The following is a 21,818-nucleotide window of genomic DNA, read 5'->3' as shown; positions in this document are numbered from 1 at the left end:
AGCGCGGCGTGCAGCGAACGAGGGGACCCCACAGGTGAGTTCGACCCTGACAACCACCGGCTTTTGCCGCATAACGGTCGTGGCGCCGGACAGTCGCATCGACGTAGCCCTGCCGGACGACGTCGCCGTCGCCGATCTCCTGCCGGAGATCCTGCGCCTGACCGGCCAGGAAACCCCTCCGGGAGCGCCCCCCGGCTACCACCTGACCCGCCGCGACAACACCGTCCTGGACGCCACGCACACGCTGGCCGTCCAGCGTGTCCTGGACGGTGACGTCCTGCGGCTGAGGCCCTTCACCGAATCGCTCCCGCCGGCCGTCTTCGACGACGTCGCCGACGCGGTCGCCTCCGCCGTCCGCCGCGACCGCGCCCTGTGGAGCGACCAGCTGCTCGGCGTCGCCGGTCTCTTCGGCGGGGCGCTCCTGCTCGTCCTCATGGGCTTCGTGGTCTGGTTCGCCGACCCGGTCCGGCACGACATGCACGGGCTGCCGGGCATCGTCGCCGCCGCCGTCGGCACGCTGCTCGCCGTGCTGGCCGGCGTCCGGGCCCGCCGCTACGCCGACCGGGCCTCCGCCATCGCGCTCGGCCTCGCGGCCCTGCCGCACGTCATGATCGCCGGGTCCGGCGTCCTCGCGCTCGACCCGGGGACCGGGGTCGGGCGCCTCCAGTTCATGCTGGGCTGCGCCACGGTGCTCCTCGTCTCCGCCGGGCTCGTCGTCGCGATGCCGACCGGCGACGCCCCGTTCGTCGCGGTGGTCTTCGCCTCGGCGGTCGGCACCCTCGCCACGTTCTGCTCGATCGTCACCGAAGCCCGCCCCCGCGACACCGCCGCGGTCTGCGCGGTCGTCGCGATCGGCGCCATCGCCTTCCTGCCCGGACTCTCCGCGAGGGTGGCCCAGCTGCCGATCGGCTACGCCGCCCCCCGCCCCACGACGGACGCCGACCTCGACCACGAGCCCGGCCTCGGCGACCCCGACCCCGTCGACACCGAACGCATCGCGGCCCAGGCCCGGCGCGGGCACGAACTGCTGCTCGGCCTCGTCGGAGGCTGCTGCGTGGTGGTCGTCGCCTCGGCCGCAGTCCTGGGCTTCTCCTCCGACATCTGGGGCCAGATCCTCGCACTGGTCGCCGGGCTGGCCATGCTGCTGCGCGCACGGATCTTCCGCTACACCGCCCAGGTCGCCGCCGTGCTGAGCGCGGGCCTCGCCGCCCTGGGCCTGCTGGTGCTCGGGCTGTCCCTCAACCCGCCGGCCGACGCCGTCGTCAAGCTCCTGACCGAGCACGACCGCGGACCGCTCGACATCCGTACGCTGTGGCTCGCCGCGGCCGTCACGGCCGGCGCCGCCCTGCTGACCGGCATCGCGCTGATCATCCCCAAGAAGGGCCTCTCCCCCTTCTGGGGCCGCCTCTCCGACCTGGCCGAGGTGCTGCTCCTCCTCGCCCTCGTCCCGCTCTGCCTGGCCGTCCTCGACGTGTACTCCAAGGCACGCGGCATGACCAGCTGAGCGGACGCCCTCAGCGCAAGGCCTCGTGGTCGGCCAGGACCGCGTCGATCACGCGCCGTTCGGCCGCCGCCCGCACCGGGTCCGACCCGGCGTCCCCCGTCAGATTCAGCAGCGCCTTCCACAGCGCCCAGCCCCGGGCCCGCGCCCAGGTCCCGGCGTCCTGGCCGACCGCGTCCCGGAACGCCTCCCGGCTCTCACCGTCGAACATGCCCCAGGCGATCACCAGATCACAGGCCGGGTCGCCGACCCCCGAGGTGCCGAAGTCGATGACGGCCGACAGTTCGCCCCCGTCGACCAGCAGGTTCCCGGAGGCGGTGTCCCCGTGGAACCACACCGGCGCCCCGGACCACTCGGCGGCGAGGGCCGCCTCCCAGACCGCCCGCGCCCGGCCCGTGTCGACGCGTCCCTCCAGCGCGGCCAGGCAGCGCCGGGTCTCCTCGTCGTAGTACGCGGGCGAGGCGCCCCGGTACCAGCTGTGCTCACCGGCCGCCGGACCACCTGCCGGGTCGCAGCGCTGGAGAGCGCGGACGAACTCCGCCACCGAGACCGCGAACCGGGACAGGTCGTCGATCCGCCCGCGCGCCGCCGTCTCGCCGGGGAGCCAGCGGCGGACCGACCAGGGGAAGGGGTAGCCCTCACCGGGTGCGCCCAGGCCCAGCACCGGGGGCACCGGGACGGGCAGCGAGGGGGCCAGCCTCGGCAGCCAGTGGTGCTCCTTCTCCATAGCGGGGACGTAGCCCGCCGCGGTGGGGAGCCGGACCGTCATGGCGTCGCCGAGGCGGTACGTCCGGTTGTCCCAGCCGTCGACCTCGACGGGGACCACGGGCAGGCGGCTCCACTGCGGGAACTGGGCGGCGAGCAGACGCTCGACCAGCGCGGCGTCGATGCCGGCGCGGCCGTCGGGGTGAGATGAGGGCATCGGGCGATCATCGTGCCGGTCACCGCGCGCCGCAACGGAATTCCGGGCCGGGCAGGACACCCCCGATGGGCCGGTCACGAGAGCGGCACACCGGATTTCGGGGCCCAAAACCGAACCGACGCCGCCACCTCGTACATACCGTTCCGGCCCCTCGGCCGCCGTACCCGTTCGATTACAGTGCTGCGCAGTCACCGCACAGTCGCACAGGGAAACGCCGCACAGGGAAGCGCCGTACAGAGAAGCGTCGCACAGGGAAACGTCGCACAGGGAAACGAATCGACGGGCAGGCGGGAAGGGGCACGGTGAGCACAGGGACCTCGGCCGTCTGGGGCCGTGCCGAGCAGCAGGACTTCCGCAGCCGGGTACGCGGCGCCCTGCTCGGCGGCGCCATCGGTGACGCCCTCGGGGCCGGCGTCAGCGCCCTCTCGCTGGAGGAGATCCGCGCCGCCCACGGGCCCGAGGCCGTCACCGACTTCGTCCCCGCCCACGGCGGACGCGGCACCGTCACCGCCGCCACCCAGCTCACCCTGTTCACCGTCGACGGGCTGATCCGCGCCCAGGTCCGCCGCGACACCGGCGCCTGGCACCCGCCCACCGACGTGCACCGCGCCCACCTGCGCTGGGCCGCCACCCAGCACGACTGGGGGCCCGACGAACGCCGCGAGGACAACGGCTGGCTCGCCGTGCAGGAATGGCTCTACGCCCGCCGCGCCCCCACCCGGGAATGCCTGGGCGGCCTCGGCGACGACATCATGGGCACCCTGGACCGCCCCAAGAACCCCGCCGCGCACGACTCGGCCGCGCTCACCCGCTCCGCGCCCTTCGGGCTGCTCGTCGGCTGGGAGCCGCAGCTCGTCCTCCAGCTCGCCGTCGAGTGCGCCGCGCACACCCACGGCCACCCCACCGCCCTGCTCTCCGCCGGCGCCTTCGCCGTCATCGTGCACGGGCTGGCACGCGGCGAGACGCTGGACGGCTCCGTACAGCACGCGCTCGGGCTGCTCGCGGAACGCCCCGGCCACGAACCCGTCACCGAGGCGCTGCGCCAGGCCCTCGGCACCGTACGCCAGGGCATTCCGGGCCCCGCGCTCGTCGAGTCCCTGGGCGCCACCGAATCCGCCGAAGAGGTGCTGGCGGTGGCGGTGTACTGCGCCCTGGTCGGGGAGGACGTACGGCACGGGCTGCGGCTGGCGGTGAACCACGGCGGCCCGTCCTCGGCCACGGGGGCGCTGTGCGGGGCGCTGCTCGGCGCGCTGCACGGGGAGACCGCGCTGCCGCCGGGCTGGCTCGCCGAGCTGGAGGGGCGGGCCACCCTCCTCGAACTCGCCGACGACTTCGCCATGGAGATGACCCAGGGGCCCGCCCTGCACAGCCCGGCCACCGCGGCCCGGGGCTGGCTGGCCCGCTACCCGCGCGGCTGAAGGGGCCTACTCCTTGGCTCCCTCCGGCACCGCCGCCTCCTCGGGCCCGCCCTGGGCCGGTACGGCCGCACCGGTCTCCGAGCCGTCGCCGTCCGAGTTGATCCGCTCGATGAGCGCGTCCCGCTCCGGGGTGTCCTCCGGCCGGACGAAGCCGATGACGATGTAGAGCACCAGCGAGATCGCCAGCGGCAACGCCACCTGGTACTGGAGCGCGACGTCGTTCTTCACCGAACCGTCCAGGTCGTAGTTGGTGAAGTAGAACGCCAGCAGCCCCGCCGCCCAGCTGATGAGCGCCGCAGTCGGCCCCGACCTGCGGAAGCGCCGCAGCAGACCCAGCATGAACGGGATCGCGATCGGGCCCATGAGACCCGCGACCCACTTGATGACGACGGAGATGATGTCCTTGAACGTCGGCGAGTTGATCTGGGTCGCCAGCGCCATGGACAGGGCGAGGAAGCCCAGCGTGGACAGGCGCGCGGCCAGCAGCCCGGCCCGGCTGCTCCAGTTGCGGGCGGCCTTGGAGAACACCGGGACGATGTCCCGTGTGAAGACGGCCGAGATGGCGTTGGCGTCCGATGAGCACATGGCCATCGTGTGCGAGAAGAAGCCGACGACGACCAGGCCCAGCAGTCCGTGCGGCAGCAGTTGTTCGGTCATCAGCGCGTAGCTGTCCGAGGCGTCCGGCTTCTGCGCGTCGACGAGCAGCGGGGCGCACCACATCGGGAAGAACAGGACCGTCGGCCACACCAGCCACAGGATGGCGGAGAGCCGCGCCGAACGGGTCGCGGAGGCGGCGGAGTCCGTGGCCATGTAGCGCTGGGCCTGGTTCCACATGCCGCCGTTGTACTCGAAGGTCTTGATGAAGAGGTACGCCAGCAGGAAGGTCACCGTGTACGGGCCGGCCGTCGGGTCCGCGTGGCCCTCGGGCAGCTTGTCCCAGACCGTCCACAGGGTGCTGAAGCCGTCCAGTTCGTGCATGGCGGTGATGAGCATCGCGAGGCCGGCGAGCAGCTGGATGATGAACTGCCCCAGCTCGGTGAGGGCGTCCGCCCACAGGCCGCCGACCGTGCAGTAGACGGCCGTGATGATCCCGGTGATGAAGATGCCCTGGGTGATGGTGATGCCGGTGAATACGGAGAGCAGGGTGGCGATGGCCGCCCACTTGGCGCCGACGTCCACGATCTTCAGCAGCAGCCCGGACCAGGCGAGCGCCTGCTGGGTCGGGATGTTGTAGCGGTTCTTCAGGTATTCGAGCGGTGAGGCCACGTGCAGCCGCGAGCGCAGCCGGTTGAGCCGGGGCGCGAAGAGCTTGGCGCCGATCCCGATGCCGATGGCGATCGGCAGCGACCAGGTCACGAAGGACGTGACGCCGTACTGGTAGGCGATGCCGGCGTAGCCGGTGAACATCACCGCGCTGTACCCCGACATGTGGTGCGAGATGCCGGACAGCCACCACGGCATCCGGCCGCCGGCCGTGAAGAAGTCGCTGACGTTGTCCACACGTTTGTGGGACCAGAGCCCGATCGCGATCATCACGCCGAAGTAGCCGATGAGCACGACCCAGTCGAGACTGTTCATGTGTCCCCTCCCGGGGTCCGCCTTGTGAACGGGAAAGCACTTCGCCAGTACGGCCGCTCAGCGGTGTCCCCGTGCGGGAGTGGGGACTTGGGGGATTGAACCGTCTGCTCGGCACCCCGGTCAAGGACCATGTCGGTCAGAGATGTGAACGTCGATCAGTAACCCGAACGATTTTGCCGGTTCTTGACGCACGGGAGCGTTGTCGTGAACGTGACGACGGCCACACGATGAGCGAGCACTTCGTCAGGCTGTGCGTGCGGAGACGGCACGAAGAAGACCGCACGGGATGCGGGTCCCGTGCGGCCGGTGAGGAGGAGAACTGTCGGAGAAGGGGCGGGCGGCGGCGCCGGCGGTACGTCAGCGCATCAGCTCGCCGGCGTTGACCAGCAGGGACTGCCCGGTGATCGCCCGTGCCCGGTCGGAGGCCAGGAACACCGCGGCCTCCGCCACATCGAGGTCCGTGGCCAGCTCCGGAAGGGCCATGCGCCCGGAGAGCCTTCCCAGCACCTCGGCCTCGGAGACGCCCTCGGTGTGCGCGGTGAACCGTACGTACGCCTGCACCGGCGGCCCCCACATCCAGCCCGGCAGCACGGTGTTCACCCGGATGCGGTGCGGCCCGAACTCCTGGGCCATGGAGTACATGGCCGAGGTGAGCGCCCCCTTGGAGGCCGCGTACGCCGCCTGCCGCACCTGCGAGGGCGCCGCCACCGCGGACTGCGTACCGATGAGGACGACCGATCCGCCCCGCTCCTTCAGCGCGGGCAGGCAGGCGCGCGTCATCCGCAGGGTGCCCAGCAGATTGACGTCGACGACCTCTTTCCAGGTGTCCAGGTCGGCGTCCTCGATTCCGCCGAAGTAGCTGTCCCGCGCGGCGACGTGGACCACCGCGTCGATCCGCCCGAACCGCTCGACGGCCAGCGCGGCAAGGGCCTCGCACCGCGACGCGTCGGTGATGTCGGCGGCCAGGTGCGCGGTGCGCAGCCCCTCCGGGTCGATCTCGGCGGCCGCCTTCGCGAGCCGGGCCCCGGTCCGCGCCCCGAGGACCGCGTTCCCCCCGTCCCGTACGACCGCGGCCGCGACCTGGTGTCCGAGACCGGCGCCCACGCCGGACACGATGACGGTCCTCCCCGCGAGCAACATCGGCGCCTCCCGGCTCTGGCCGTTCACCTGACGGAGCGTCAGAGTAGGTCCCCCGGGCGTCGTACGGAAGGGGAACGGCATGAGCGAGGAAACGCCGGACAGGGCGGCGGGGAACGAGGGGACGCGGAGCGGGACCTACGGCGAGCTGGCCGCACTGGGACCGTACGGAGTCCACCCCGGCCACGCGCTGATCACCCTGGTGGAACCCCACCCGGGCCATGAGCACGCGTACAACCGCTGGTACGAGGACGACCACTACTACGCGGGGGCGATGGCGATGCCCTGGATGTTCGCCGGGCGGCGCTGGGTGGCCACCCGGGAACTCCAGGAGCTGCGCTACCCGAAGGAGTCCGCCGTCGCCCGGCCCGTCGGCGCCGGCTGCTACCTCTCCACGTACTGGGTGACCGAGGGGCGGTACGACGACCACATGCGGTGGACCGTCGGGATCAACAAGCGGCTCAACCGCGACGGCCGGGTCCACCAGGACCGGACCCACGTCTTCACCGCGTTCCAGGACCACGAGGCGACGGTCTACCGGGACGGGGCCGCGGGGCCCCGGGACTTCCACGCCCTCGACCACCCCTACCGGGGGCTCGTCCTGGAGGTGATCGACGCCGAAGGTCCCGAGGAGCGGGGCCGGTTGCTGGAATGGCTGCGCTCGCACCATCTGCCGCAGCGGCTGGACGGGTCGCCCGCGGCGATGGTGACCGTGTTCCGGCCCACGCCGTTGCCGGGGGACCGGATGGCGTACGTGAAACAGGTCGAGGGCGTCGACACCCGGCTGACCCTGCTCTGGTTCCTTCAGGAGGACCCGAGGAGCTGTTGGGCCGAGCGGTTCACCGGGCTCGACGCGGCGGTCGCGGAATCAGGGCTGGGGCGGGTGGAGCTGGTGGCGCCGTTCATCCCGACGGTGCCGGGGACGGACCGATACGTCGATCAGCTGCGCTGACCGGGGTCCGTGATCAGCTGCGCTGGCCGGGGGCCGTCGGGGGTGGTGCGGGGAGCCCTCTCGGCCAGGACGGCGGACCGGACGAGAGGGCTACCGGCGGCACCGAAACCGGTGCGGCGATACGGCGTAAAGGGAGCATCGGTCAGGCGTTGACGACACCCTCGGCGACATCACGCACGAACGCGTTCCAGGCGCCGGGGACGAAGGTGATCGAAGGACCCTCGGGGGCCTTCGAATCGCGCACGTCGATTGCCTGCACGAGAGGGGACTTGACTTCGACGCAGGCGCCGTTGCCCCCGGAATACGAAGACTTCGTCCAGTTTTCCGTAGCACCCTGACGAATGGCCATGTTCACTCCGGTTCAGAGAGTTGTGTGAGGCGCCAACGACGTTCCCGCTGGCGTGATCGACGCTACTCGCCAAACTTCTTCAGTGAAGGGGCCGTTCACTCGTCCGGATGATGTCTACCGCGTATATCTTCCGGGGAATGGAGGCGGCGGTGTATCGTGCCGCCGCTCCATCCACGTTTCCGCTCATTTCACGCATAACGGGCCTTGTCGCCCCGGGCGTTCAGATGCGTCGTTCCGGCCGGATTTCATTCCGTGTTCAGCCGGGTGTACTCCTTTGCGATCTGGTCGATGAAATGCCGGGTCTGGTCCGCGTTCAGCGCCTGGGCCCGCAGGTGTTCGTACATGACGCTGTACCGCTGGACGTCATTCGCCTTCTCCAGATAGAGATCGCTGGTGACGCCTTCGATGTAGACGACACTCGAATCCGCCGCGTCCGGGAATTCCAGAATGGCGTACTGCCCGTTGATGCCGGGGTGCGCCCCCATGTCGAACGGCAGCACCTGCACGGTCACGTGCGGCAGGTGGGAGAGCTCCACCAGGTGCTCCAGCTGCTCGATCATCACCTGCTTGCCGCCGACCAGCCGGCGCAGCGCGGCCTCGTCGATCACCACCCACAGCCGCAGCGGGCGTTCGGGGTCGGCGATCCGCTCCTGGCGCCGCGAGCGGACGCTCACCCGCTTGTCGATGTCGGACTGCGGCGCCTCCGGCAGGGCCCCGCTGATCACCGCCTCGGCGTACTGGCGGGTCTGGAGCAGACCGGGGACCACCTGCGGCTCGTACACCCGCAGGGATTCCGCGTCGGTCTCCAGCCCGATGTAGACGCTGTACGGGATGTCGCCGAAGGCGTGCCACCAGCCCTGCTGGCGGGAGTCCTTGGCCATCTGCATCAGCGAGTCCACGACGCGGTGGTCCTCGACCTCGTACACCCCGCAGAGATCGCGCACGTCGCGCTGGCTGATGGAGCGGCGGCCGTTCTCCAGGCGGCTGATCTTCGACTGCGAGACCAGCAGCCGCTCCGCCACCTCCTCGGCCGTCATGCCCTTGACCTCGCGCAGTCGGCGCAATTCCTGACCCAACCGGCGTCGCCTGACGGTGGGATTGACGTTGGACGGCACGGAAACGGCACCTCCGGCTATGTAGCTGTGCGTATCTACTGCTGAGCAGATTGCCACCCCTTCCCCCGGCCGCGCTGGGAAATGGCCACACACAGCGGCGCGGGGCAGCCGGTGGTATCCGGCTGCCCCGCGTCTGGTGCGGCTCCCGAACCGGGTCTTGAGGACGACGGCGCGGCGGTATTCGGTTGTTGACGCGGCGGTGCGAGTCCGTGCGTCGTGGTGCGAGCGGCGCGTGTACGCGGTTCCTAATGGACCGCGGTGTGCGCCATGCTGCCGCGGCGTGACTGCGACTGCGCTTGCGGTTGCAACGGAACGCCGGCCGCCTGATTGCGGCGCGGTTGTGCGACCGCCCCGTTCTGGACGTCCATCACGGCGTGCGCCACGAGTCCGCCCATCGGGTCGTGCCTGATCAGGTCCCGGAGCCGGGAGCGCGATGAACGCCCCTCGTTCCCGGGGTACAGGTGCTTGCCGAGTCCGACCGCGTGGGCCAGTGCGGCGAGCGCCGCGGTCCGCGGGTCCGGCGGTACGCCGGTGCGGATCGCACTGTCCAGCCGGGCTCTGATGTCCCGGCTGATCGCCGTGTCCGTCGCCTGGTAGCGAGTCGTCGGCAGCACTCCGCACATCTGGCCCGCCACGGCATGCACCATGCCGCACCGCTCCAGATGAGCGAGGTAAATCTGGCGGAGCCCCAGCCGGGGTCCGCCGATCCAGTGGACGGCCCGGACCGGGCTGCCGCGCCTGCGCAGCAGTTCCAGTGCGGAGTCCAGAGTCGGATCTCCTGTCGGCCGTGGCATCACCACGGCGATACGATCCCCGTCAGGGGCTATCCGTCCTGCCAGGGCCAGCTCCACTAGCTGGGCTCCGGCGAGGCCGAGGTCGAGCGACTGCGGCTGCGCTGTGGTACCCGTGGTCGGGTCCAGAGCGAGCAGCAGAAGCTCCTCCGGAATTGTTCTGCGGCTCCTGCCCATCCATGCCTCCCCGCGTGGATGAATGACAGGGTGACCCCTCTCACATCCGTCTGTCGAGGGTGCCTGGGGGCTTTGTATGGGAACCGGCAGGTATGTCGTTCTCGTCTAGCAGCCCGGCCAAGGGTTCACACGGGACACTGGTAGATGGTTCGGACAGCGCGGGGGTTCCCCGCGCCGCATGGAGGAGGCATCGGTGGCGGGCGAGTCCCCCGACAGGTCGAAGCAGCAGAAGTCGTCGGGAACGACTCGGAACGAGCGCGATCCGCGGCTCGACGTCTTCCGCGAACCCGCTTCCGGGGGTGCCGGGACCGCAGAGAGTGCTCCGCCGGGCCCGGCCGGTGACGCGGGGGAGGCCCCGGAGACGGCTCCGGCAGCCTCGGACGCCCCTGAGTCCCCGGAGACGGCTGGGGAGGCCGCGGAGCCCGGCGAGGGCGATGCGCGGCTCCGTGCGGCGGTGGCCGCGTGGGTGTCGAAGACGGACGACGCCGATGCCGATGCGGATGGCGAGGGTGGCGGTGACGACGCGGCGTCCGACGACGCGGTGCCGCAGGAGCCGGTCGGCCGCGTGCCCCGGTCCCGCGAGGAAGCGGTTACGGAGCCGGAGGCCGAGCCCGCCGCGGTGTCCGAGGCCGAGTCGGAGTCCGATGCGGTGTCCGACGCCCGGGCCGAGTCCAAGTCCGCCCGATCCACTCAGGGTTCCGACGAGGCCCCCGAGGGGGCATCCGCCGAGCAGGCGACCCGGACAGCGACCAAGACCGCCCCGGAGAAGCCGGAGAAGGCGGAGAAGCCCGCCCCGGAGAGGGCGGAGCCCGAGCCGGCGGCCGATGAGGAAGAGCCGGACGCCGAGGAGAAGCCCGCCGCCGGGTCCGGTGCGAAGGCCCCCGCGCCCGCCGCCGACAAGCCCGAAGGCAGCGCCGAGAAGCCCGAGCCCGACCCGGCCGCCGCCGATCCGGATGACGTCCCCGATCCGGACGCCACCCCCGCCCCGGACGACTCCGCCGACAAGGCCCCCGCGGTCGATCAGCCGACCGCCGTCTTCAAGGCGCCCCGGCTGCCCCGTGTCGACCAGCCGACCACCGCGCTGAAGATCACCCGGTCGCCCTCGGGCAAGCCGCAGCTCGCCTCCGAGCCGGAGTCCCTGACCGAGCGGACCAGCACTTTCGTACCGCTGCGCGCCGACGACGTACGGCCCGCGCCCGCGCCCGCGGCGCGCAAGCCCGAGATCCCCGCGCCCGGCAGCGTCGGCCCCGGTGTGCGCCCGTCCGCCGCCTCGCTCAGCGGTGCCGAGCGGACGCGGCAGCAGCCGATGCCGCCCAAGCCGCCGCTCGACCTGCTCGCCGAGCTGACGAACACCCCGCCGCCGCCGGAGACCCCGGCCCGCACCGCCGTGCGCCGGGTCAAGATCTGGACGCCGCTGGTCCTCCTCCTGCTCATCGTGTTTGCGATCGTGCAGATGGTGCGGCCGCTGCCGGACCCGTCGCTCACGATGACGGCGAAGCCGACGTACAGCTTCGAGGGCGGCACCCCGAAGCTGCCGTGGCCCGACCAGGGCCAGGGCTACATGGCGGCCACCGGCCTCGGGAAGGTCGACTCGTTCGGCGAGCAGAAGCCGGTGCCGATCGCGAGTGTCGCCAAGGCGATGACCGCGTACCTCGTGCTCAAGAGCCACCCGCTCAAGCGCGGCGCCGACGGCCCGGACATCGAGATCGACGCCAAGGCGGAGTCGGACGGCAAGCTCTACACCGAGGGCGAGTCCACGCTGAGCACGGTGAAGGAGGGCGACGTCCTCTCCGAACGCGAGGCGCTGACCGCCATCATGATCCCCTCGGCGAACAACATCGCCCGGCTGCTCGCGCGCTGGGAGGCGGGCTCGGAGAAGGCGTTCGTCGAGAAGATGAACGCGACCGCCGACGAGCTGGGCATGAAGAACACCACGTACACCGACCCCTCCGGCCTCACCGCTTCGACGGTCAGCACGGCCGAGGACCTGGTGAAGCTGGGCGAGAAGCTCGTGGAGATCCCGGCGCTGATGGACATCACCAAGCTGCCGGAGTGGAAGGACCCCTCGGGCCACGTGTGGCGGAACTACAACACCCTCGTACCGTTCGACGGCGCCCTGGGCATCAAGACCGGCTCCACCTCCAAGGCGGGCGGCAACCTGCTCTTCGCCGCGCACAAGATGATCGACGGCACGGACCAGCTGATCGTCGGCGCGGTGCTGGGGCAGTACGACAAGGACTCGATCATCGACGAGGTGAACCGGGTCAGCAAGAAGGTGATGCTGGCCACGCAGGACCTGCTGAAGGGCTCCAAGATCGTCAAGAAGGGCGATGTGGTCGGCGCGGTCGACGACGGCATGGGCCACACCACGCCCGTCGTAGCGACGAAGGACGTGAAGGCGATCGGCTGGTCCGGCCTCACGGTCAAGCTGGAACTGACCGACGACGGCAAGACCATCCCGCACGAGGCGGTGGCCGGTACGCACGTGGGCACGCTCACCGTGGGCGAGGGCGCCAGCCAGGTGGAGGTGGCGGTCGCGCTGCAGAGCGACCTGGAGAAGCCGTCGGCCGGGTCCAAGCTGACCCGCCTGGGCTGAGCGGAACGGGGGCGCTTTCGCGAGTCTCACCGGCCCAGCGGGGGCGCCCCGGAACAGCGCCGCGACCGCCCCCGCTCCCGGCCGGACCGGGGCCGCCTTTCCGTACGCCGGAAGGCGCCGCGTGTTAGCGTCCCGGGGGCAACGCGTGGACCCTGGAACGCGTCTTTCGGCCCATGAGACCCGAGCAGGAGAGCCGGCGGAAACCACGCGTCCGGGGAGGGACGGGGAGAGACGCAGTGACCACTGCCGAGCCGACACGGGCGGACGACGACGCCGGCGCGGGCTCCACGGAAGCGGGAGCGGAACCGGGATCGGAAGCGAAGTCCCGGGGCGCCGGTGAGCGGACCCCGGACTCGCCCGGGGTCGGCCGGTCGGGCGACCGTTCCGGCGGCCGGTCGGGCGGCTGGTTCGGAGGCCGGTTCGGTGGCCTGAAGGAGCTGTGCCTGCTCCACCCGGTCCTGCTGACGACCGCGGTCGCCGCCGCCGTCCACATCCTGTGGTTCTTCTTCTTCGCGAACAGCGGGGGCGACATCGCGGCCCAGGACGCCTGGGCCGAATTCGTCGGCCGGCACCCGGGCACCGCGTACAACCTCGCCTGGTACGGGGGCATGCACCCCGTCTCGTACAGCGTCGTCTCGCCGTATCTCATGTCGCTGCTCGGTGTGCGTACGACGATGATGATCGCCGGCACGATCTCGGCCGGGCTGACCTCGCTGATCCTGTACCGGGTGAAGGCGGTCCGCAACCCGCTGGCCTGCTCGATGGCGGGCGTCTTCGCGTACCTGTGCAACGCGCTGTCGGGCCGGGTGACGTTCGGGCTCGGCATGATGTTCGCGATCGGCGCCGCCGCGGCGGTGTTCTGCTGGCCGTACCGCTGGCGGTACAGGCGCTGGGCGAAGGCGGCCGTCGCCGCGCCCCTCGCCGGCCTCGCGACGGCCGGGAGCCCGGTGGCGGGCCTCTTCCTCGGAGTGGTCGCGGCCGCGCTCTTCCTGAACAAGCGGCGCCCGGGCGCGTACGCCCTGGGGCTGGCACCGGTCGCGGTGGTCGCGCTGTCCGCGTGGCTGTTCCCGTTCTCCGGTACGCAGCCGATGTCCGTCGCCACGCTGTCGGGGCCGTTCATCTTCGCGTGGCTCGTCTTCTTCCTCGTACCGCGCGACTGGAAGACGGTACGCACGGCGTCGGCCGTCTACGGCGTCGGGACGCTGCTCACGTACGTCATCGACTCGCAGATCGGCTCGAACGTGTCGCGGATGGCGATGCTGTTCGCGGGCATCGTCCTGCTGGCCGCGCTGCCGTACACCGCGCCCCGCTCCCGCCGCTGGTACGCGCTGGTCCTCTCCTTCGCCGCGCTGAACTTCTGGATCGGCTTCAAGGGCGTGGACGACATCGTCAGGACCGCTCCCACCGCCTCGTGGACGCGCTCGCTGGCCCCGCTGGTCGACCAGCTCCAGCGGGTCGGGGCCGAGCGCGGCCGGGTCGAGGTGGTCCCCCCGAGCAGCCACCGCGAGGCCTCCGCGCTCCCGCGGTCCGTCAACCTGGCCCGAGGCTGGAACCGCCAGGCCGACATGAAGCGCAACCCCCTCTTCTACGACGACACCCTGGACGCCATCAACTACCGCCAGTGGCTCGACCGCTGGGCGGTGCACTACGTGGTGCTGCCGCAGGGCGACCCCGACTCCAGCGGCGCCCGCCAGGAGGCCGAACTGGTCGGCAAGGGCCTGCCGTACCTGAAGGCGATCTGGGCCAACGCCGACTGGCGGCTCTTCGAGGTCGACAGCCCGGTGCCGCTGGCCGATCCGCCGGCGACGGTGGAGCGTGCGGGCGAGGGCGAGCTGACGATCCACGTGAAGAAGGCGGGCCGGGTGCTGATCCGTATCCCGTACTCGCGCTGGCTGGCCGTCGTGGACGAGGCCGGCAACGGCCTGGAACGCCCGCAGGAGACCGAGGCGTCCAAGCACCGCGCGGACGGCACCCCGAAGTCCTTCGTCAACACCAACGGCTGCCTGATCAAGGTCGACGAGGACGAGGACGGCGACGAGTGGACGGAACTCCTGGCACCCCGCCCCGGCCTCTACCGCCTCGGCGCGCCGTACCAGCTCCCACCCGGCACCCCGTGCCCGGACGAACTGCGGTGACGGGCCCCGGTGGGTCGGTTGGCGGGTCGGTCGGCGGGACTGGGGCGACAGGCCCCGGCGGCTCGGTCGGCGGGTCGGTCAGTGGGACCGCGCCCTGCGCGGCGCGTCCGAGGCGGCCGGGTCGGCGGCCCGGCCGCCGTACCTGACGGTCGAGGTGACGACGGAGACCGGGGGCTGAGGCTCAGGGAGTGCCGACGACATCGCGCACCTGCCCCAACGACGGGCCGCGAACCTGCTGACCTCCCCGGGCGCGGAGCCCTCGGCCGGCTCCAAGAGCCCACCAGGTGCACGACCAGGTGCACCACCGGGCGCATACACGACGTCCGTCCGACGACGTCCGTCCGACGACGTCCGTCCGACGTCTTGACGCGACTGCCGCTCAGCCGCCCGCAGGAAAGTCGTACATGGCGAAGTCCGTGACCGGACGGTAGCCGATGCGCTGGTAGAGGCCGTTGCTGGTGGGGTTGGCGAGATCCGCGAAGAGCAGCACATCGTCCGCCCCCTCGGCCAGAGCGGCGCGACTGGCCTCGACGGCAGCGGCGCCCGCGTAGCCGCGTCCGCGCAGGTGGGCCGGGGTGTAGACGGGCGCCAGCCGGATCTGCCCGGCGACCAGGGCCGTCACCCCCGCCATGGAGACGGGGACGCCGTCGGGGGTCTCCCAGAGGGTGATGCGGCGCTCGGCTATCCGCGTATCGGCCCAGGCACCGGCGTTGGTGCCACCCACCTCGTCGATGGCCGCGACGAACTCCTCGTACCACCGCACGAGCAGTTCACGGTCCCGCTCACCGGCGATCCGGCTCCGCCCTTCGGGCGCCGGCCCGGGCCGGGTGAGCGTCCCGAGCCGGTAGAGCCGCATGCGCTCGTGGAGCCGGGGCGCCGCCCCCGTACGCAGTCGCCACACCTCGGCGAACGCGGCGGCGGTCCCGCTGTCCGCGGAGATGCCGGGGACGGCGTGGCCGACGGCACCCAGATGATCGGCCAGCGAACCGGCCTCCTCGGCGGTGAGGGGCGTGACGGCCAGCCGGTGGGGCGGTGTCCGGAAGTACGCGGCACGCACGTCACCGGCCTGCTCCAGCACCCCGAAGACGGGCACCCCGTCCCCGTAGGCCGTGGCCCCCCGCGTACGCAGGCCCTCGGTCACGGTCAGGGGGAGGGTGTGCAGAGCGGGCCGTGAACGCAGGAAGTCGCCGGCGCGGGCGAGGAAGCCGTGGACGTCGGGGAAGAGATGCCAGGATCGGGCGCCGGTGTCCGTATCGGTGTCCATGACTCATCCTGGCCCGGCGGACGGACGGAGCGCCTGCGATTTTCGGCGCGGCGCACTTTCACCGCCGGCACCGCCCCTGCTTCCCCTGCTTCCCCTGCTGCCCCTACCCCCCGCCACTCCCCCTGCTGTCCCTACTCCACCTCGATGCCGTAGTCCTGGACCAGTTCCTCCAGACCGCCCGGGTATCCCTTGCCACCGGTGACGAACTCCCAGTCGCCGTTGGCGCGGCGGCGGAAGGAGCCGAGGACGAGGGCGGTTTCGCCGGGGCGGCCGTCGGAGACGTCCAGCTGGTCGAGGGGGTTCCGCTCGGCGTCGAGCAGCCGGATACCGGCATCGGAGAATCCGGACAGATCGGCGTCGGGGTTGGCGACGGGATCGATGGCGGCGATGATGACGAGCCGGTCGGCGCGGGCCGGGAGGGCGTCGAAGTCGACCTGGATGGCGGCCTTGTCGGGGGCGACGGGGATGAGCTCGCGGACCGTGCCGTCGGGGGTGCGCGGGTTGTTGTAGAAGACGAAGTGGTCGTCGTCCAGGACCCGGTTGCCGTGGCAGACGAGGGCGCAGACGTCCAGGCCGACGCCGCCCGACCAGTACATGCCCAGCACGTTGTGGTCGCCGCCGCGGCTCTCGCTGTCCGGTGCGGTCCGCTGGGCCGGGACCGGCTGCTCGCCACTGCCACCCAGCCGCCCGCGCAGCCCGTGCCGGTGCAGCAGGTCGACGAGCTCGGAACCAGGCACCAGCTCCAGCGGCTTGCCGTTGGCGAAGGTGTGTGAGCCGGGGCCGAACTTGGACGTGGTGACCAGGACGCCCTTGTTGGCGCCGGCGTCCTGGACCGTGCCGTACAGGTCGCGGACGGCCGTGGGCGGCACGGTGTTGCGGTAGCGCTTCACCTGGACGACGATCTTGCCGCCGCGGATCGGGGCCGGGTCCAGCGCATCGACGTCGACGCCCCCGTCGTTCGAACGCTGGGTGGTCACGGCCTGCATGCCCATGGCCCGGAAGAGTTCGGCGACGAGCGCCTCGAAGGCCAGCGGGTCCATCGCGTACAGGTCCGGCTCCTCGTCGCCCCCATGGGTGACGACGCCGTTGCCGACCTCCTCGGGAACCCGGCCGGGGCGCACCGCCGCGTACTGGTCGGGGCGCGCGGACAACTGCCCGTGCAACCCGTCCACCAGGCAGTTGACCGCGTTCACCTGCTCCAGGTGCAGTCCGGCGAAGTCGGCGCGCGATGCCATGACGGTACCGAGGAACATGGGCGTCCGCCGCCCGGTCGTCGGGTCGTGGTCGTCCACGAACCCGTTCAGCGCGACCGACTCCAGCGCCCCGAACTCGTCGGCCGCGAAGAGGTCACGCAGGACGAGCAGCAGACACTGGGCGAGTACGTCCCGGTACAGGGCCCGGCGCTGCGTCACCGGCCGCGGCGACTCCTTCTCCTCATCCGCGTTGATCATGTACCGCACGGACTTCGCCTCCGGGACGACGTCGTACTTGGGCAGCTCCCAGTTCAGCACCAGCTGCCGGGCACCCGAGTCGTACGCCGCGGACACCTGGCGCGGCAGATCGTCGGGCCAGCCGGTGGAGGCGTAGAGCGCGGCCGAGAAGTACGCGACGGCGGCCTCGGCATCCCCGTTGCGCAGCCCGGCCGTCATCTCCGCGATGCCCGCGTTGTGCCGCCGGATCTCGCCCAGCTGCGCGTCGGCCCACTGCTGGTACTGCCGCTGGTACGTGGCGAACTGCGCCTGCCGCTGCGCCTCCGCCGCCTGCGCCGCCTGCCAGTCCCGCTCGAACCTGGCCCGCGCCTCCGCCTCCGCCTGAGCCCGCCGCCCAGCGGTCCACCCGCCACCCTGCGCCCGGTACTGCTCCGGGTCCGGCATGCGCACGGGATGCGCGAGCGTCCCCGGCGCGAACGCCTCGACCCGCTCGACCCGGGTCAGCGCGGAAGCCCGGAACGCCGGCGCCCGGCACCCGGCCGCGAGCAACCCCTGCAACGCCTCGACCCGCGCATCCAGCTCCCGCGTACGCCGCCGCGCCTCCGCCTCGCGCTGCTCCCGGTACGCCGCCTTCCGCTCCCGCTGACTCCGCGCGAGTTCCCGCTGGTACGCCCGCTGTTCCCGCTCCCGATCCCGCTGATACCTGGCTTGCGCCTCACGTTGACGTTGCTGTTGGCGCTGCGCCTCGGCCCAGACCCCGACCAACCCATTGGAGCGACGACTCATGCCTCGCAGGCCCTCCCCACCAGGACGTCAGGTGCGCGTACGCACGGCGAGCCCCGGCCCCATAACCAGCAGTGATGGGACAACTTTAGTGCGCAACGAACGCGGGGCCCATCCACTTGACGGGAGAGACTGAACCCGACGGTCCGGGGCCCGGATCAAATCCGTCAACCCCCGAAAAGCCAGCGCTCGATCTCGTCCCGGCCAACGTCCCGCCCGAGCCGCCCACTCTCCTCCCGGGCCCACCGCCCCAGGAGCGCGCAGTACCGCGCGTAGGTGCCGGCAGGCCATCCGCCCACACCCAGCGAGCGCCACCCGCAGGTGTTCCTGAGCGTGACGGCCACCCGGGAATCGAGGATCACGCACGGGTGGCCGAGCTCGCCACCGCCGGCGAAGTACAGCACCTTGGTCGAGAAGGCCGGCCCCAGATACGCGACGGCGTTACGCCCACGGGGGCGCAGAACCTCGTACGCCCGCGCCGGATCGTCCTCCCGGGCCACCCGCAGCGCCTCCCGCAGAGCCGCCACGGCGGAGGCCCGGTCTGCCGCCACAGCCTGTATGCGTGCACGGTTGAGCCGAAGCTTCATGCCGCTGCCCCAGGCGAGAACGCGCCACAGAAACCGCAGCAACTCCTCGTCGGAGCCCGCATCGAGCCCGGGCGCTTCCACGAACAGGTCGCCCCGACTGAGCCCCGCGACACCGGGCTCCGCTACGGGCGCACCCGGCAGGCGAGCGGCGGCTGTCTCGGCATTCCACCAGGCGGCGGCGATGGGAACGGTATGCCCGTGGACCCGCTCCGACCGGTGCCCGGCGAGAGCCGCACGGCAGGCGGTCGGTAACTCCAGGAGGGAGATGGATGTCAAAGGGCAGCTACTGGATCCAGTAGCTGCCCTTTCCCTTGTGCCCCCGGCAGGATTCGAACCTGCGACACCCGCTTTAGGAGAGCGGTGCTCTATCCCCTGAGCTACGAAGGCTGGGATCTGTCCAAAGTGTGTCGAGTGGGCCCCGTGCGCGGAGCCGGTTCTTGACGTGTCTGGGCAGGTTGGCGATCGACCTGCGAGGGTCTGCTCGCCGCCCGCCAGTGTAGCGGGTGGCGTTCTCGGCGCACGGGGGGTTCGGATGGCTGGGGATCTTGTCTCACCCTGGCCCGGCTCGGACCGTCCGACGATGAGCCGTACCACGGTCGTACGGTCACCGCGGTCGAGGCGCCCGTTCGGCAGCTGCCTCGGGAGGCCGTGGCAAGGGACCCGGAGGGTGGGCTCCGCCGGGGATTGTCGGGTGCCTCCGCGGGGCCCGCCACGGCCGGCTGGTGGTGGTGTCGCCGGCCGGAGCCCATCCCTTGGGACAGTGGCCCCGGCCCTCAAGGCCGCGTCACCTGCACCCGGTAGTCGCCCTTCGCGTCCTTCTCCAGCACCGAGATCCGTATCCCGTTGGCCCGGTCCGTGAAGGTCTGCCCCGGCTGGAACGCGGCGTCGGAGAGTTCGGCGTGGACGTTGGGGAGGCGGGTGCAGCCGGGGCTGTCCTTGGTGCTGTCCGCTACCGAGACCGGGCCCTGGCCCGTGTCCACGTTGGAGTTCACCTTGTAGATGAGGACGCCGGGGCGGCAGATCGCCTGGTCGTTGCCTGCCTGGGTGCGGACCTCCACGGCGTAGCCGGATTCGGCGGTCAGGGGGACGAAGGCCAGTTTCAGGCCGCCTCGGGTGGCCAGGGGTTCCAGGACGTGGTCCGTGGTGCCGGGGCGGGCGGCGCAGCTTACCTGGTCGTTGTCGAGCCAGCCGAGCTTCCACTTGTGCCAGCCCAGCAGGTCGTTGTTGGCGCCCCAGTCCTCGGACATGATGTCCCAGTGCCCGACCGAGCCGCCGCCCTCCACCGTGTAGAGGTCGGGCAGGCCGAAGACGTGGCCGTTCTCGTGGGGCAGGACGCGGTAGCCGGTCTGGGCGTACGAGCCGGAGCCGTCGTCCTGGCGGCTGTAGACGAAGGACGTGTTGGCGAGCGGCACCCCGTCCGCGAGCGGGGCGTCGTCGTTGCCGGAGAAGGTCACCGACAGCACGGTGTCCAGGGCGGAGGGGCCGGCGTTCGGGGTGACCAGGATGTTGATCAGGTCGTACGCGCCGAAGTCCACCTTCGGGTCGGCGGCCGCGACGATGTCCTTGACCAGGTGGCGGTAGCCCGGTTCGTACGGCGAGCCGCGCTCGATTCCGTACTCCGAGAAGGGGAGCGGCATCCGCAGCCAGGAGGTGATGGGGGCCTCGGGTATGTAGGTGAGCCGGCCGTAGGAGCTCGTGCGGAACCAGTCCGTGGTCTGCGGGAAGAACTCGGCGAGGCGGTCCATGGCCGGTTCGGTGCCCGGCGCGTCCGGGAAGTCGATCATCAGGTTCAGTGCGTGGATCTGGCCGGTGGAGCGCGAGTAGCCGGGCTGGGTCGGCATGCCCTCCGACATCTGCACGCCCATGGACGACGCGATGCGGCACGGGCCGAGTCCGGTCGCCAGGGGAGCGGTGGCCACCGGTCCCGCCGAGGCCCGGCTGGGTACAGGCAGCGTGCTGCTCGCCGATGCCATCGCCGCGATGACCAGGGCCGTTGCAGCGCCGAGTACGACCGGGCGGCGGTGCTTGCGTATCCGGTGCCGGGGCTGCTGCATGGAGGCGCCTTCGGGGCCGCGGCAGTCGGCCGACCCTGACTGCGCTCTGCCGTCAGCCTCTGCCGGGTGATCGCGGGCCGCGCGTTGGGTGCGCCGATCGGTTGGTTTTTCCGATGCGAGGAGTGGAGTGGCGCAGGTCACTAAACGTGCGGAAATAAGTGGGGACGCCCTCCCCGTTTGCACTCGTGTCCCCGCTAAACGGGGAGGCGGTCCCCGGTTCGTTTCCCGGTCGTGGCCGCCCCGGAAGAGAAGGAGCGCCGCAGTGGTCACCGCCGCCCGTACCGCCACCGCACCCGCACAGCCGCGCACGCCCCGGCCGCGGGCCGACGCGCTGCGCAACCGGGAGCGGATCGTGACGGCCGCGCGCGAGATGTTCGTCGAGTTCGGGCCGGACGCGCCGCTCGACGATGTCGCCCGCCGCGCGGGCGTCGGCAACGCCACCCTCTACCGGAACTTCCCCGACCGGGCCGCACTGATCAACGAAGTCGTGCTCTCGGTCACCTCCCGCACCACCGACCGCGCCGAGGAGGCCACCGCCGAGGAGGCGGACCCCTTCGCCGCCCTCAGCCGCTTCGTCCACGCGGCGGCCGACGAACGCATCGGGGCCCTGTGCCCCATGCTGTCCGGCGGCTTCGACAAGGACCACCCCGAACTGCTCGCCGAGCGCCGGCGCCTCGAAGAGGCCGTCGAAGGGCTCGTCGCGCGCGCCATGTCAGCGGGGCGCCTGCGTACCGACATCGCCGTCGGTGACGTAATGGTCGCCCTCTCCCAGCTCACCCGGCCGCTGCCCGGCATCGCCTGTCCGAACATCGACCGGTTCACCCATCGCCACATCCAGCTGTTCCTGGACGGACTGGAGGCCCCGGCCCGGTCCGCACTCCCCGGGACAGCGGCGACCTTGGAGGACCTGCGGCGCCGGGCGTGATCCGAGCCCGCCTCCTCTTCCTTCCACTCCGACCCGAGCCTGACCGGCCCCGTCCTTCCTGACCCGAGCCCGACCGACTCCGTCCTTCCTTTCGCCGTGCCTTC

At 71.6% G+C, this 21,818-nt stretch carries 16 protein-coding genes and 1 tRNA gene; 6 read left to right on the top strand and 11 right to left on the bottom strand.

Annotated features, from left to right (window positions below; genetic code table 11):
• The first annotated feature begins 34 nt into the window (after positions 1-34).
• Positions 35-1,504, top strand: a complete 1,470-nt coding sequence (gene eccD, locus E6P78_RS09145) for a type VII secretion integral membrane protein EccD (RefSeq protein ID WP_136203016.1) — start codon at positions 35-37, stop codon at positions 1,502-1,504.
• A 10-nt stretch (positions 1,505-1,514) separates the two neighbouring features.
• Here the strand turns inward: eccD and E6P78_RS09140 are convergent, their stop codons facing one another.
• Positions 1,515-2,423: an aminoglycoside phosphotransferase family protein gene (locus E6P78_RS09140; protein WP_136203015.1), complete on the bottom strand. Its 909-nt coding sequence runs from the start codon at positions 2,421-2,423 to the stop codon at positions 1,515-1,517.
• A 302-nt stretch (positions 2,424-2,725) separates the two neighbouring features.
• Between E6P78_RS09140 and E6P78_RS09135 the strand changes: the two genes are divergently transcribed.
• The gene (locus tag E6P78_RS09135) at positions 2,726-3,841 is read left to right on the top strand and encodes an ADP-ribosylglycohydrolase family protein (protein WP_136203014.1); all 1,116 of its coding nucleotides are present in this window, start codon (positions 2,726-2,728) and stop codon (positions 3,839-3,841) included.
• A gap of 6 nt (positions 3,842-3,847) precedes the next feature.
• Here the strand turns inward: E6P78_RS09135 and E6P78_RS09130 are convergent, their stop codons facing one another.
• Both E6P78_RS09130 and E6P78_RS09125 read right to left on the bottom strand, forming a co-directional pair.
• Entirely contained in the window at positions 3,848-5,419 is a 1,572-nt protein-coding gene (locus tag E6P78_RS09130) for a sodium:solute symporter family protein (RefSeq protein ID WP_136203013.1), read from the bottom strand.
• A gap of 357 nt (positions 5,420-5,776) precedes the next feature.
• A complete protein-coding gene (locus E6P78_RS09125; RefSeq protein ID WP_136203124.1) occupies positions 5,777-6,559 on the bottom strand; it encodes an SDR family oxidoreductase in 783 nt (260 codons plus the stop codon).
• 79 nt (positions 6,560-6,638) lie between these two features.
• Between E6P78_RS09125 and E6P78_RS09120 the strand changes: the two genes are divergently transcribed.
• Positions 6,639-7,508 carry a hypothetical protein gene (locus E6P78_RS09120; protein ID WP_136203012.1) on the top strand — a complete coding sequence of 290 codons (870 nt, stop codon included), beginning with the start codon at positions 6,639-6,641 and terminating at the stop codon, positions 7,506-7,508.
• Positions 7,509-7,650: 142 nt separating this feature from the next.
• Here E6P78_RS09120 and E6P78_RS09115 read toward each other — a convergent pair whose 3' ends face one another.
• From E6P78_RS09115 to E6P78_RS09105, 3 genes are all read right to left on the bottom strand, one after another.
• Positions 7,651-7,857 carry a DUF397 domain-containing protein gene (locus E6P78_RS09115; RefSeq protein WP_136203011.1) on the bottom strand — a complete coding sequence of 69 codons (207 nt, stop codon included), beginning with the start codon at positions 7,855-7,857 and terminating at the stop codon, positions 7,651-7,653.
• Positions 7,858-8,102: 245 nt separating this feature from the next.
• The gene (locus tag E6P78_RS09110; RefSeq protein WP_136203010.1) at positions 8,103-8,972 is read right to left on the bottom strand and encodes a helix-turn-helix transcriptional regulator; all 870 of its coding nucleotides are present in this window, start codon (positions 8,970-8,972) and stop codon (positions 8,103-8,105) included.
• Between the two features lie 245 nt (positions 8,973-9,217).
• A complete protein-coding gene (locus E6P78_RS09105) occupies positions 9,218-9,940 on the bottom strand; it encodes a GPP34 family phosphoprotein (RefSeq protein ID WP_136203009.1) in 723 nt (240 codons plus the stop codon).
• 178 nt (positions 9,941-10,118) lie between these two features.
• Between E6P78_RS09105 and E6P78_RS09100 the strand changes: the two genes are divergently transcribed.
• Both E6P78_RS09100 and E6P78_RS09095 read left to right on the top strand, forming a co-directional pair.
• Positions 10,119-12,536 (top strand): serine hydrolase, encoded by a 2,418-nt coding sequence (locus tag E6P78_RS09100; protein WP_240799120.1) that lies wholly within the window; start codon positions 10,119-10,121, stop codon positions 12,534-12,536.
• 236 nt (positions 12,537-12,772) lie between these two features.
• A complete protein-coding gene (locus E6P78_RS09095) occupies positions 12,773-14,671 on the top strand; it encodes an MFS transporter (RefSeq protein ID WP_136203008.1) in 1,899 nt (632 codons plus the stop codon).
• Positions 14,672-15,050: 379 nt separating this feature from the next.
• Here the strand turns inward: E6P78_RS09095 and E6P78_RS09090 are convergent, their stop codons facing one another.
• From E6P78_RS09090 to E6P78_RS09070, 5 genes are all read right to left on the bottom strand, one after another.
• On the bottom strand, positions 15,051-15,935 hold the full coding sequence (locus E6P78_RS09090; protein ID WP_136203007.1) for a GNAT family N-acetyltransferase: 885 nt from the start codon (positions 15,933-15,935) through the stop codon (positions 15,051-15,053).
• A gap of 131 nt (positions 15,936-16,066) precedes the next feature.
• Positions 16,067-18,151 (bottom strand): restriction endonuclease, encoded by a 2,085-nt coding sequence (locus E6P78_RS09085; RefSeq protein WP_206307761.1) that lies wholly within the window; start codon positions 18,149-18,151, stop codon positions 16,067-16,069.
• Positions 18,152-18,315: 164 nt separating this feature from the next.
• Positions 18,316-19,011: a hypothetical protein gene (locus tag E6P78_RS09080; RefSeq protein WP_136203006.1), complete on the bottom strand. Its 696-nt coding sequence runs from the start codon at positions 19,009-19,011 to the stop codon at positions 18,316-18,318.
• Between the two features lie 38 nt (positions 19,012-19,049).
• Positions 19,050-19,122 (bottom strand) — tRNA-Arg (locus E6P78_RS09075).
• 386 nt (positions 19,123-19,508) lie between these two features.
• Positions 19,509-20,789, bottom strand: coding sequence for a M6 family metalloprotease domain-containing protein (locus tag E6P78_RS09070; RefSeq protein ID WP_136203005.1), 1,281 nt, complete (start codon positions 20,787-20,789; stop codon positions 19,509-19,511).
• 262 nt (positions 20,790-21,051) lie between these two features.
• Between E6P78_RS09070 and E6P78_RS09065 the strand changes: the two genes are divergently transcribed.
• Complete coding sequence (locus E6P78_RS09065) at positions 21,052-21,714, top strand: TetR/AcrR family transcriptional regulator (RefSeq protein WP_136203004.1); 663 nt, start codon at positions 21,052-21,054, stop codon at positions 21,712-21,714.
• Positions 21,715-21,818: the final 104 nt, after the last annotated feature.

The sequence above is a fragment of the Streptomyces sp. A0958 genome (genome assembly GCF_004795035.1).
GTDB lineage: Bacteria > Actinomycetota > Actinomycetes > Streptomycetales > Streptomycetaceae > Streptomyces.
This window is presented reverse-complemented; position numbering and strand designations above follow the sequence as displayed.